Source organism: Rubinisphaera margarita, from assembly GCF_022267515.1.
GTDB classification, from domain to species: Bacteria; Planctomycetota; Planctomycetia; order Planctomycetales; family Planctomycetaceae; genus Rubinisphaera; species Rubinisphaera margarita.
The window spans coordinates 43956-56199 of sequence record NZ_JAKFGB010000011.1; the positions used below are offsets into that span (position 1 = coordinate 43956).

Genomic DNA, 12244 nt, shown 5'->3' on the forward strand with positions numbered 1-12244 from the left:
CGGTTTGCGACGCCTCGTGGATGACATGAATATGTGCGGCGGAGCGTTGTTTCTATCGAACAGCCTCGACGGCTCGGGAGATCTGCTGCGGTTCGGCGTGAACCGGGGCTCCGGAGATGCCGTTAAAATCACCCCGTAAGGCCTTCAAGGCGTAGCGTTCTTCTTCAATCTCGGCCTGAGTCCGGAACCCCATCCGTCGAAAGACCGGCAGCGGCGGGCACCAGCCCTGGATCGCATGCTGCAGGAGGAAGCCCGTAACAACGGCCGGTAGCGCATAAAAGCGACGATTCACGGTCGCCCCCAGGCCCAGTCCGATGAGCGACAAGGTAGCCGCATTGGCTTCCAAGGTGCGCTCGATATCCCATTCTTCATCGAGTTCACGCAGACGGCGGGCGATGGCCCCCGGCCCGCCGGCGGCACACCGTGCGACATTCTGCTCCATCTGCCGTCGGATTTCGGCATTCACTTCGTCCGATGTATGAGCCGGCACTCGACCAACTGTCGATGGAATCATGATCTCGCTCCTACCTCAATTATGTACGGTCGTCGGACAGTGAAAAGGGGATTATCCATACACGGTCTCCGCGTCACTGTGACTACTCATTCGTTTGGCAAGAAATCGACTGCGCGGAAGCCCGGGAACATCCTGCAAATTCAGTTCCACATCCTGCGGGGGAATCTCCCGTTGAATTCCCTGCAAGAAAATTTTCCACGACGAGCTTCATCATCTGCCCTCCCGGACACCGATGTCCCTGTGCGGGAGACGAGAATTCTTCGAAAACCCCAGTCGTCCACGATCGACCAGTCTTGATCTTCGCTGGGCGATTGCTTTCTGAGATGCCGCAATGATCAGTTTGCGAGCAGCAGCGAGGCTCGTGGCGAGTCCGATGTCATCGAACTGAAATCCGGGTTGTTCTTCGGCCCAGTCAGACACGATTGCTCGATTCCGCTCTCCTGACACGAAGCTGCTCCGACCACCCTGATTTTGCGGTATACCGTTTGCGAGAGGTTCCGGGAGACGAGGCAGAGTCCGTCCATACCCAGATATCTCACCGGGAATCCCCCGACAGGGAGTTCAAGAATGAGTCTCAAGCTCAAACCGATCAGTAAACAGGTCATTGTCGTTACCGGCGCGTCCAGCGGAATTGGTCTGGTCACGGCTCGGATGGCAGCGGAACGAGGAGCATGTGTTGTTCTGGCCGCCCGGAATGCGGAAGTTCTACAGGAGCTCGAAGATGAAATCTGCCAGCGGGGTGGTTCGGCTATTGCCGTCGAAACCGATGTCGCTCAGCGGGATCAGGTCGAAGCGCTGGCCCGGGCCGCTCTCGCGAAATACGGCCGTATCGATACCTGGGTCAATAATGCGGGACTGTCGATCGTCGGCCGGCTGAGAGACATCCCTGAGGAAGATTTGCGGCAGCTGTTCGATATCAACTTCTGGGGACTGGTCTACGGTTCTCTCACAGCGGCGGAGTATCTCCAGCGCGAAGGGGGAGCGATTGTCAACCTGGGGAGTATCGCCTCGGATATGTCGATTCCGCTTCAGGGAATGTACGCGGCGACCAAACACGCGGTGAAGGGCTTTACCGACGCCCTCCGGATGGAACTTGAGGAAGAAGATCTTCCGATCTCGTTGACGTTAATCAAACCGGCTTCCATCGATACGCCGTTTCCTCAGCACGCCCGCAACTATCTGCCGCGCGAACCAAAGCTGCCGGATCCGGCTTATCCCCCCGAAGAGGTGGCCCGCGCCATTCTCTATGCCGCTGAGCACAAATGCCGAGACATCAACGTCGGTGGAGCCGGCAAGATGATGACCACGGCTGCGGCTGTGATGCCTCGTTTGTCGGACTTCTTTGGCGAACGAATTCTCATGCAGCAGCAACAGCGGAACGAACCTGCCCGAGACACCGTCGGTGCCCTGGCAGGACCAGGACGCGATGGACAAGTTCGCGGCAGCCATCCGGGAATCGTTATGAACAGTAGCCTCTACACCAGAGCAGTGACGCACCCGGTGGCGACAGGTGCTCTTCTGGCGTCCGTCGGTCTGGCGACGGCGGCTCTGATTGGCTCGCTGCGTCCACGGCATTGATTCAAGGAACAAAGCACCCCGGCTCGTCAGTTTGCGACCGGTTCCCATACCACGACGTCGTTCTTCGACAAAAGGAATTCGCTATGAGCATGTCCATGCTTACCGACAAATCGATCACCCATCCCCAGCAGAAATCGTCATCGTCTTCCTGCTGCAACACTGAGAATGTCAGCCGCAAAGAACAGTGGGCCTCGCTGATCGGCGGCGGAGCCGTGTTTCTGTACGGACTTCGTCGCGGTTCCTGGCTCGGAATGCTGACAGGCGGATCATTGCTCTATCGAGGCTGGACCGGCCACTGCATGGTCTACGACCAGCTCGGCATTAACACCAAAGAGGGTCACTTCGATCGGCCCGGTGTCAGGGCCCAACACGGCCGCCGCGTGAACTGGACGCTGCATATCAACCGAGATCCGCAGGAACTCTATGACTTCTGGCGCGAGTTAAGCAACCTCCCCAATGTGATGAGTCATCTCGTTTCGGTGCAGAGCATCGACAAGGAGCGTTCACGCTGGACGGCTCGAGGACCGATGGGGCAGACACTCGAATGGGAAGCCGAAATCATCACCGACAAACCGGGCGAAGTGATCGCCTGGCAGTCGCTGCCCGGATCGCAAGTCGACACGGCTGGCTCGGTGCATTTCCGGAAGTCTGCCACGGGTCAGGGAACGGATCTCGAAGTGACCCTGAAATACGACCCGCCGGGTGGAAACATGGTCGCTCAAATTGCTCATCTTGTCGGACAGGGACTCGAAGACGATCTGCAGGAAGATCTGCGTCGCTTCAAGCAGATCTGTGAGTCCGGCGAGATTGCCACCAACGCGCAGAGACCGGCAATGAAGGCCTGAGCACTCAGCGATTCGCGATCCGTCGAGTGATCGCGAATCGCTCTTTTTCATAAACACACCACTCGCCTCGAGGAGTCAACCATGAAAGCGGTCACCTGGCACGGCAAGGAAGACGTCCGCGTCGAGAACGTCCCCGATCCTGAAATCGTGAACCCGCGCGATGCCATCGTTAAGATTTCGTTGACCGCGATCTGCGGCTCGGACCTGCACCTGTACGTGAATCGTATTCCGACCATGGAATCGGGCGACATTCTGGGGCACGAGTTCATGGGTGAAGTCGTCGCACTGGGATCGGAAGTTAAGAATCTCAGTATTGGTGACCGCGTGGTCGTGCCTTTCACGATCTCCTGCGGCGGATGTTATTACTGCAAGAACGACCTGTATTCCCTGTGTGATAACTCGAATCCCAACGCCGCGATGGCCGAGAAGATTTACGGCCATTCCCCGTCGGGGCTATTCGGTTACTCGCATATGCTGGGCGGGTACGCCGGAGGGCAGGCGGAATACGTTCGGGTTCCCTTTGCCGACGTCGGACCAATCAAGGTTCCCGACGGACTGAGTGACGAACAGGTCCTGTTTCTCTCCGATATCTTCCCGACGGGTTATATGGCGGCTGAGAACTGTGGCATCAAAGAAGGAGATACGGTCGCGGTCTGGGGATGCGGCCCCGTGGGGCAGTTCGCGATGTGGAGCGCACGGAAGCTCGGAGCCGGTCGGGTCATCGGTATCGATCGCTTTCCGGAGCGTCTGCGACTGGCTAAGGAATATACCGGAGCCACGACGATCAACTACGAGGAAGTCGATGTCTTCGAAACTCTCCAGGAGATGACCTCCGGCCGCGGACCCGATGCCTGTATCGACGCTGTTGGTTCCGAGGCGCACGGGTTGACTCTCGATGCCTGGTACGATCTGGCCAAGGAAAAAATGATGCTCTCGACCGATCGGGGCCACGTGGCTCGACAGGTCATTCACAGCTGCCGTAAGGGCGGAACGGTTTCCATCCCCGGCGTGTACGGGGCCTTCCTCGACAAGTTCCCGCTGGGAGTCGCGTTCGCTAAAGCGCTGCAGTTGAGGATGGGTCAGACACACGTGCATCGTTATCTCCCCATGCTGCTTGATTACATCCGCGAAGGCGAGCTGGATCCGTCCTACCTGATCACACATCGCATGCCGATTGAACGTGCCCCCGAAATGTACCGGACTTTCATGGAAAAAGAGGATGACTGCATCAAGGTCGTCCTCAAGCCCTGAACGGAATTGGAAAGACTCGAATGAATACACGATCGTGGCAGGAAAACGATTACTGGCCGCAACTTCTTGGCTACGCCGCCGCCGGTGCCGGGGCGGCGTTGGCTGGTCGAGCTGCTTACCGACACTTCACTCGGTATGACTTCGAGGGGAAAACGGTTCTGATTACCGGGGGCTCGCGCGGATTGGGGCTGGTGCTCGCCCGACAACTCGCCGATGCCGGGGCTCGGATCGTGATCAGCGCTCGCCACGAGGACGACCTCGATCGAGCCGGCCGTGAACTCAGAGAGCGCGGCGCTGAAGTCGCCTGTGTTCGCTGGGATGTAACGGACTGCGAACAGGTCGTCCAGATGGTGGACGAGATCAACTCCCGATTCGGTGCGATCGACGTTCTCATCAATAACGCTGGCGTCATTCAGGCTGGCCCCGTCGAGTCAATGACACTCGAAGACTACGACGATGCGATGAAGACCCACTTCTATGGTCCCCTGTACGTGACCGAAGCGATCCTGCCTCAGATGCGGGCTCGCGGCGAAGGTCGCATCGTGAACATCTCGTCGATCGGAGGACGGATCGCCGTACCGCACCTGTTGCCCTATACGGCCAGCAAATTCGCCCTCGTGGGATATTCGATGGGACTCCGAGCCGAATTGCTCCAGGACGGCATCACGGTCACGACGATCTGTCCCGGCCTGATGCGAACCGGAAGTGTTCGCAACGCCTACTTCAAAGGACAGCATCGACTCGAACACACGCTGTTCAAAATCTCCGACTCGATTCCGGTCCTGACCATCGGAGCCGAGAACGCCGCCCGCAAGATTGTCCGCGCCTGCCAGTACGGAGATGCGTTTGCTGTTCTCGGCGCTCCGATGTGGGCGGCGGAGAAGCTGTATAACCTGCTGCCCAATCTGGGGGCCGACGCAATGGGACTCGTGAATCGGATGCTGCCGGGCGCGAACGGAACCGGTCAGGAGAAAAAACGGGGAGCGGAATGTGAAACCCGCTGGTCCGAATCGTGGCTGACAACCCTCACTCAGCGAGCCGCCCGGCGGAACAACGAAGTGGCGCGGTAAGCGCTGCGGAAAAATCGTCCCGGGCGTCTTTGAGATCACCGGGGCCGGACACTTTCTCACTCTCATTCACGATTCGTACCTGCAAAAAGAAAAGGAGCCACTCCGGTAGAGTGGCTCCTTTCGCATTCAGGTTATCACCGGTGGTCTTAGAGTGACCAGCCTTCACGGTAGTCGCGGGTAATGAACTTGTTGGCGGCTTCGTCGTTGGTCACCTTGCCGGCTTTAGCATCCCACTTCACTTCGCCATCAGCACGCAGAGCAACGTTGCCCAGCAGGATGGTTTCGGTCAGACGGGAAGCGTAGTTGAAGTTCGACATGGCAGCCGGTCCGCCCGAGCAGGCGATCGCGAACTCTTCGAAGTGCCCCGGAGAACGCGGAAGTGTCGGTTCCGGCTTCTTGTAGTCGCTGAACTTGTCACGCGGCAGCAGCACATAACGGGCACCGTAATCGTTCGGAGAAAACAGAGCCCCTTCTTTGCCGATGAGGATCGAGCCGCTGTTCGGCACGTCTTCGCCTTCCAGGATTTCGAGGTCCGGACGACGTCCGCCATCGTACCAGTACAGCGTGATCGGGCCACGCTTGTCGGTCTTGGGGAACTTGAAGGTGATGGTCGACGACTTCGGATAGGTTTCGTTTTCGACAATCCCGGTCGACTCGGCGACGATCGATTCCGGATCGAACAGATCGAGAGCCATCACGGCCATGTTGGCGGTGTGACAGGCCATATCGCCCAGAGCACCGGTGCCGAAGTCGAGCCAGCCACGCCATTTGAACGGATGGTAAGCCGGGCTGTAGGGCCGTTCCGGGGCTGGTCCGAGGAACAGATCCCACTTGATGCCTTCCGGAGCTTCTTCCTGTCCCGGCGGACGTCCTTCGCCCTGCGGCCAGACCGGACGGTTCGTCCAGACGTGAACTTCGGTCACATCGCCGATGGCACCATCGCGAACAACTTCGACGGCTTCACGCAGGCCGTTCTCAGCCGTTCCCTGGTTCCCCATCTGTGTCGCGACGCCCTGATCGTTGGCGAGCTGGCGAAGCACGCGAGCTTCGTGGACCGACCAGGTCAACGGCTTCTGGCAGAAGCAGTGCTTGCCGGCCTTCATGGCGGTCGCGGCGGCCACAGCGTGCGTGTGGTCCGGGGTGCTGACCGTCACGGCGTCGATCTTGTCGCCCATTTCGGAAATCATTTCGCGGAAGTCGAAGAACTTCTGCGCATCGCGATAACGGCGTGCCTTCTTGTCGAGACGATCGGCATCGATATCACACAGGGCGACCACATTGCCATAACGGCCGGCCGAATCAGTATCGCTGGATCCCTTGCCTTCGACGCCGATACAGCCGAAGTTCATCTTCTGCATCGGAGTTTCGTCGGCCATGGATTTGCGGGTCGAGCCGCCCACCCAGTATGCAGCCGTGACAGCTGCGGAAGTCTTCAGGAAGTCACGTCGGGAATTCTGTCGTGTCATCGATGTCCTCTTTCTATTAAGGCTGCGCGGCGGACGCGTGGAAAATCGCGCACGATTCCAGCATCCGATCCACACATCAAGTTGTCCTGATCACATCGTATCATTTCTCAGACGAGAGTTTGAAGCGTCACGGTGCCATTTCCGGCACTGGACGCAAAACTCAACGCCTGCCGATTCTTACGCTCGCGGAGCGAAGTCTGTTTGAACAGACGCACAACCTGCGTTAATCTCGTAGAAGAGAGGTTCGAAACCTCCTGACAATTGACTCCTGACCACTGCCGCGAAAGTTCGCCACCAATGAAAACGCTCCTTCGATTCCTCCCTGCTCTGCTGGTGACGACTCTGACCTTCCCGGGCTGCAGCCCCCAACAACCATCCAGTCCGGAAACCGGCGCACCCACTGCGACCAGCGAAAAGCCAGCCGCTCCGCCCACGGAACCCGACGATCCGGAAGCCGTTGCTGAACTGGAAAAGACCGGTGCGTCGCTGAGCCGCAACGATTCCGCTCAGATCACCGGCATCAATTTCGCCGGCTCGCAGGGCTCCGATGAGACGCTGCCTCTGCTGGAGAAACTGCCTTCGCTCACCCATCTGACGCTCTCTGGACCGGCTTTCACCAACGATGGAATGGCCGCGGTCGGCTCGCTGGAGAACCTGCAGTTCCTGTCGCTGGAAAAGACACTCTTCGGCGACGAGGGACTCGAGCAACTCGCCCCACTCAAGAATCTGGTCGTGCTTCGCCTGCGACAGACCGATATTTCCAACGACGGCCTGAAGCATCTCGCCGACATGGACAAGCTTCGCGAACTCGACCTGCGATTTACGAACATTACAGACGCCGGCCTGACCCACCTGAAACAGCTCGACTCGCTCTCAAGCGTCAAACTCGAACGAACCAACGTCACCGATGAAGGGGCTAAAACACTGGCCGAGATCCCGACATTGCGTCGCGTGAACCTGAATCTGACCGTGGTTTCGAACGAGGGAGCAGTTGCCCTCGCCAAAGCGATTCCTGAACTGCAGGGGCTCGAACTCGATGACACCTCGATTGACGATGCGGCCCTTGAACCGATCGGCAAGCTCGAAAAACTCGACACGCTCCACCTGCGGCGTGATGACGTTGGGGATGAAGGGTTCGAGTACATCGCCGGACTCCCCAACATGAAAACGCTGCTGATTCGCGACACCGTTATCGGCGATGAAGGACTGGCTCATGTGGGCAAGTTGAAAACACTCGAAGTTCTCGACCTGAATGAAACCTTCATCGGCGACGAAGGTCTGGCTCACCTGAAAGACCTGAGCAATCTCCGCGTGCTCGAACTCTGGTTCACCCGCATCAGCGATGAAGGACTCGCGAACATCAGCGGCCTGACAAATCTGATCGAACTGAACCTCGAAGACACGCAAATCGGCGACGCGGCTCTGGAGCACCTCAAGCCGCTCACGAATCTGGAAGTGCTCAACCTGAAACTGACCGGCGTCACCGACGAAGGGCTCAAGCAGCTGCACGGCCTGAAGAACCTCAAGCGGCTGAACCTGGGCAATACGCAGGTCACCGACGAAGGCATCGAAGCCCTGAAAGCAGCTATCCCCGGCATTCAGGTTCAGGCCTACTAAAAATGGACGCAGGAAACCCCGGTTGTTCCGCGACCGGGGCCCTGTGGAACGGTCGTATTCGTTCGGCCGCGTTGAATGGCCCCCGTGTTCACTCTGGCGGTTGCCATGGATGGTCCGTGGTTTGAGATCCTTCGTGGGACTTACTTTTTTGTATGACCACGTCCAACAGCACGCCTCCCGCGGCTGCGCCGCCCCGAAAGAATCTTTCGGGGCCACCCCCATCAAGGACACAAAAAACGCCACTGCCGAAGAGACGACAGTGGCGTTTCTGATTGATCTCACCTGCGAACTACTCGTCGCTGTCCCGCAGTTTGGCGAGGACGGTGTAGTCTTCCAGCGTGGTCGTATCACCCGCCGATTCGCGACCGGCGGCGATGTCGCGGAGAAGGCGTCGCATAATTTTGCCGGAGCGGGTCTTCGGCAGAGCAGCCGCGAAGCGGATCTGATCCGGCGTCGCAATCGCACCGATCTGCTTGCGGACGTGCTGGGTCAGTTCCTTCTTCAGCTCATCGTCCCCGTCACCGGTCTTCAGTGAGACGAAGCAGCAGATGCCTTCGCCCTTCAGATCGTGAGGGAAGCCCACCACGGCTGCTTCGGTCACCGCTTCATGAGCGACCAGAGCCGACTCGACTTCCATCGTGCTCAGACGATGCCCGGAGACGTTCAACACGTCGTCGACGCGACCCATCACCCAGTAGTAACCGTCTTCATCCTTTCGGGCTCCATCGCCCGCAAAGTAGCAGCCATCGATCTTGGAGAAGTAGGTATCCTTGAACCGTTCGTGATCGCCGTAGAGCGTTCGCAACATGTGCGGCCAGGGCTGCGTCATCACCAGCAGTCCGCCCTGATTCTCGCCGATTTCGTTGCCCTGATCGTCGACAATAGCCGGCACAACGCCCGGAAGCGGCTTGGTACAGCTGCCCGGTTTGGTCGAGGTGATTCCCGGCAGTGGGCTGATCATGATGCCGCCCGTTTCGGTCTGCCACCAGGTATCAACAATCGGACAACGCTCGCCGCCGATGGTGGTGTGATACCACATCCACGCCTTGGGATTGATCGGCTCGCCGACCGTGCCAAGCAACCGCAGGCTCGACAGATCGTACTGCTGCGGCCACTGGTCGCCCCACTTCATGAAGGCACGAATCGCCGTCGGAGCGGTGTAGAAGAGCGAGACCTGGTACTTCTCAACGAGCTGCCAGAAACGACCTTCATCCGGCCAGTTCGGAGCCCCTTCGTACATCATCGTTGTGGCCCCGTTGGCCAGCGGACCGTAGACGATGTAGCTGTGACCGGTAATCCAGCCGATGTCGGCGGTGCACCAGTAGGTGTCTTCCGGGCTCAGGTCGAAGACCCAGCGGGTCGTCATCATCGCACCGAGAATGTACCCAGCCGTGGTGTGCATCACACCTTTCGGCTTTCCCGTGCTTCCCGAGGTATACAGAATGAAGAGCGGATGTTCGCTGTCGAGCTCAGCAGCCGGGCAGTCGGCCGATTCATTCTCCATCAGCTCGTGCCACCAGTAATCGCGATCGGGCACCATGGTGACATCGCAGCCGGTTCGCTGGTAGACGATCACCTTCTCGACGCTGAGTGACTTTTCGAGGCTTTCATCGACGGCTGCTTTCAACGGCAGTTCTTTGCCACGACGCCAGCCGGCATCAGCCGTGATGACGAGTTTCGCCTGAGCATCGTTGTTGCGATCAGCGACGGCATCCGAGCTGAAACCGCCGAAGATGATGGAGTGAGTCGCCCCGATGCGGGCACAGGCGAGCATGGCGATCGCCAGTTCCGGCACCATCGGCATGTAGAGGGTGACGCGATCGCCGGCTTCAATGCCCATCCGCTTCAGGACGTTGGCGAACTTGCAGACCTCGCGGTGCAGATCCTGATAGCGGAGCACGCGAACGTCGCCCGGCTCCCCTTCCCAGATGATAGCCGCCTTGTTGCCGTGACCCGCTTCGATGTGACGATCGATGCACTGGTAGCTGGCGTTGATTTTCCCGCCTTCGTACCACTTCGTTTCCGGCATCTCGCCCGACATCACATTCTGGAACGGCTCGAACCAGGTCAGGTTTTCTTTGGCCAGATCGCCCCAGAATTCGGCGGGGTTGTCCTTGGCGTGCTGCCAGGCCTGCTGATATTCAGCTTCGGAGCGGAAACTGACTCGCGGCTCGAAATGAGCCGGAGGCGGGAACAGGCGAGTTTCGTGCAGAACGCTTTCGATATTGCCGGCATCGGTCGCAGACATGGTGGGCTCCCAGAGACTGTATTCGTCGAAGATTTCGTGGTGAGCCGGATGGAATCACCCGGAGCTATGTGGCAAAGGGCTGTCTCAGCCCCCGGCGAAATGGCTATTCACGAGCACAGTCACATTAAAATGGGAACCGATCAACAGCAAGGCATCAGATAGTAAAGATGCGTTTTCGCGTCGTCAACGACGTCAGCCACTTCCCAGACCACGCAGTTTTCCTCAGCGGGTGCCAGCCCCACGCTCGCCGTGGGCATGCTGCTCACAGATTCAGGCCACAACCCAGCTCACCAATACCGGCGCAGGCCATTGGCATGAAGTTCAGAAAGCCTCTGGAAACGGATTGGGGTGGCCCGTCCGTTACGGGCGGGTGACGAAGTCACAAGAGGCCGCGCCATGGTTGAGATTTCTTCGAAATCGGATGATTTCATGAAATAGGGCACGGAAGACGTGGCTTGTCCCCCACTTTCCTTACCGGCGGATCGTCGAACTCGGAACCGGGATTCGCGAGACCCATTCGGCGATCTCGGTCACCAGGTGCTGAGCCTGCGGGAAGGTATGCAGATATCGCATGAAACCGTGGATCATCCCCGGGATGTCGTGATGAATCGTGTCGGTGCCGGCGTCGATCAGGCGATTGGCGTAAGCATGCCCTTCATCGCGGAGGGGATCGAATTCGCACGTCACAATGAACGTCGGCGGCAATCCTTCGCAGCAGTCGATCTGTAGCGGCGAAGCAGTCGGCAGGCCCCGTTGCAGTTCATCGGGACAGTAATGCTCCCAGAACCATTTCATCGCAGCCGTGGTCAGGAGATAGCCCTCAGCATTGGTCTGATAGGAGGCGCGACCGAGATCGCAGTCGGTCACGGGATAAAGCAGAATCTGACCGGCAATATGCACACGACCGTGGCCGTGATAGGAATGTGCCACCACGGCGGCCAGATTTCCCCCGGCGCTGTCGCCAGCGAGGATCATGCTGTCGGCATCAGGCAGGATGTCGAGGTGAGCGGTCCATTCCGCAGCGGTCAGCATTTCAACGGCGTCGATGCAGTCTTCCAGCCCACAGGGATACGGGGACTCCGGAGCAAGGCGGTAGTCGAGACTGACGAGCACCGAACCGGTGGCCGCCGCCAGAGCTCGACAGAGCTGGTCGTAATCGTCGAGCTTGCCGAGCACCCAGCCGCCGCCGTGAATGAAGACCATCAGCGGAGCATGTGGATCGATCTCTGCCGTGGGACGGTAGACGCGAGCCGGAATGGAACCGGTCCGCGTGGGGATCTGAATGTCTTCCAGCTGATGCATCGGCTCCGAATCGCCGAGCACCGGTTGCTTGCGGCTGCGGGCTTCTTCGATCGTCATTTCATGCAGCTGCCTGGACGAGAACATCGAAATGGTGTCGAGAAGCAGGCGGGCTTGATCATCCAAAGGCATGGGAGTCACCTCCGTACTTGAGCTCGCTGCGCGAAGAGGCGCGGGCTGGCACGGCTTTCAATTCGTTTCAGTCATTCGGAACGGATTTGAATCCACGAGGCGTTGAGTCGCGAACATGTGGGATTCTCTGGTAGGCTGTGCGGAGCGCTCGGGGCGGGCAGACCGTCTGACATCAGGCTAATGCCCGCGTCGTGATCGCTGAGATCAACGGCCTCTGTTTCGAT

General features: G+C 58.8%; 9 protein-coding genes. 5 read left to right on the forward strand and 4 right to left on the reverse strand.

What is annotated here, in order from left to right; all coding sequences use genetic code 11:
• Window positions 1-52: 52 nt before the first annotated feature.
• A complete protein-coding gene (locus tag L1A08_RS08095; protein ID WP_238755825.1) occupies window positions 53-514 on the reverse strand; it encodes a hypothetical protein in 462 nt (153 codons plus the stop codon).
• 567 nt (window positions 515-1081) lie between these two features.
• Between L1A08_RS08095 and L1A08_RS08100 the strand changes: the two genes are divergently transcribed.
• The 4 genes from L1A08_RS08100 (at window position 1082) to L1A08_RS08115 (ending at window position 5258) form a co-directional block, all read left to right on the forward strand.
• Window positions 1082-2092 (forward strand): SDR family oxidoreductase, encoded by a 1011-nt coding sequence (locus L1A08_RS08100; protein WP_238755826.1) that lies wholly within the window; start codon window positions 1082-1084, stop codon window positions 2090-2092.
• Window positions 2093-2175: 83 nt separating this feature from the next.
• On the forward strand, window positions 2176-2937 hold the full coding sequence (locus L1A08_RS08105; RefSeq protein ID WP_238755827.1) for an SRPBCC family protein: 762 nt from the start codon (window positions 2176-2178) through the stop codon (window positions 2935-2937).
• Window positions 2938-3018: 81 nt separating this feature from the next.
• On the forward strand, window positions 3019-4188 hold the full coding sequence (locus L1A08_RS08110; protein WP_238755828.1) for a zinc-dependent alcohol dehydrogenase: 1170 nt from the start codon (window positions 3019-3021) through the stop codon (window positions 4186-4188).
• Between the two features lie 20 nt (window positions 4189-4208).
• Complete coding sequence (locus tag L1A08_RS08115) at window positions 4209-5258, forward strand: SDR family NAD(P)-dependent oxidoreductase (protein ID WP_238755829.1); 1050 nt, start codon at window positions 4209-4211, stop codon at window positions 5256-5258.
• A gap of 146 nt (window positions 5259-5404) precedes the next feature.
• On the opposite strand, the gene L1A08_RS08120 is transcribed toward L1A08_RS08115, so the two are convergent.
• Window positions 5405-6724, reverse strand: coding sequence for a Gfo/Idh/MocA family oxidoreductase (locus tag L1A08_RS08120; RefSeq protein ID WP_238755830.1), 1320 nt, complete (start codon window positions 6722-6724; stop codon window positions 5405-5407).
• A gap of 297 nt (window positions 6725-7021) precedes the next feature.
• On the opposite strand from L1A08_RS08120, the gene L1A08_RS08125 reads away from it, so the two are divergent.
• Window positions 7022-8341: a hypothetical protein gene (locus tag L1A08_RS08125; RefSeq protein ID WP_238755831.1), complete on the forward strand. Its 1320-nt coding sequence runs from the start codon at window positions 7022-7024 to the stop codon at window positions 8339-8341.
• Between the two features lie 289 nt (window positions 8342-8630).
• Here the strand turns inward: L1A08_RS08125 and acs are convergent, their stop codons facing one another.
• Entirely contained in the window at window positions 8631-10589 is a 1959-nt protein-coding gene (gene acs, locus L1A08_RS08130) for an acetate--CoA ligase (RefSeq protein ID WP_238755832.1), read from the reverse strand.
• 471 nt (window positions 10590-11060) lie between these two features.
• Complete coding sequence (locus L1A08_RS08135) at window positions 11061-12020, reverse strand: alpha/beta hydrolase (RefSeq protein ID WP_238755833.1); 960 nt, start codon at window positions 12018-12020, stop codon at window positions 11061-11063.
• Window positions 12021-12244: the final 224 nt, after the last annotated feature.

Bases quoted from the DNA above. Each gene is read 5' to 3' on its own strand.
- L1A08_RS08110 (WP_238755828.1), top strand. From the start codon at position 3,019: ATGAAAGCGGTCACCTGGCACGGCAAGGAAGACGTCCGCGTCGAGAAC.
- L1A08_RS08100 (WP_238755826.1), top strand. From the start codon at position 1,082: ATGAGTCTCAAGCTCAAACCGATCAGTAAACAGGTCATTGTCGTTACC.
- L1A08_RS08105 (WP_238755827.1), top strand. From the start codon at position 2,176: ATGAGCATGTCCATGCTTACCGACAAATCGATCACCCATCCCCAGCAG.
- L1A08_RS08095 (WP_238755825.1), bottom strand. From the start codon at position 514: ATGATTCCATCGACAGTTGGTCGAGTGCCGGCTCATACATCGGACGAA.
- L1A08_RS08135 (WP_238755833.1), bottom strand. From the start codon at position 12,020: ATGCCTTTGGATGATCAAGCCCGCCTGCTTCTCGACACCATTTCGATG.
- L1A08_RS08120 (WP_238755830.1), bottom strand. From the start codon at position 6,724: ATGACACGACAGAATTCCCGACGTGACTTCCTGAAGACTTCCGCAGCT.
- acs (WP_238755832.1), bottom strand. From the start codon at position 10,589: ATGTCTGCGACCGATGCCGGCAATATCGAAAGCGTTCTGCACGAAACT.
- L1A08_RS08125 (WP_238755831.1), top strand. From the start codon at position 7,022: ATGAAAACGCTCCTTCGATTCCTCCCTGCTCTGCTGGTGACGACTCTG.
- L1A08_RS08115 (WP_238755829.1), top strand. From the start codon at position 4,209: ATGAATACACGATCGTGGCAGGAAAACGATTACTGGCCGCAACTTCTT.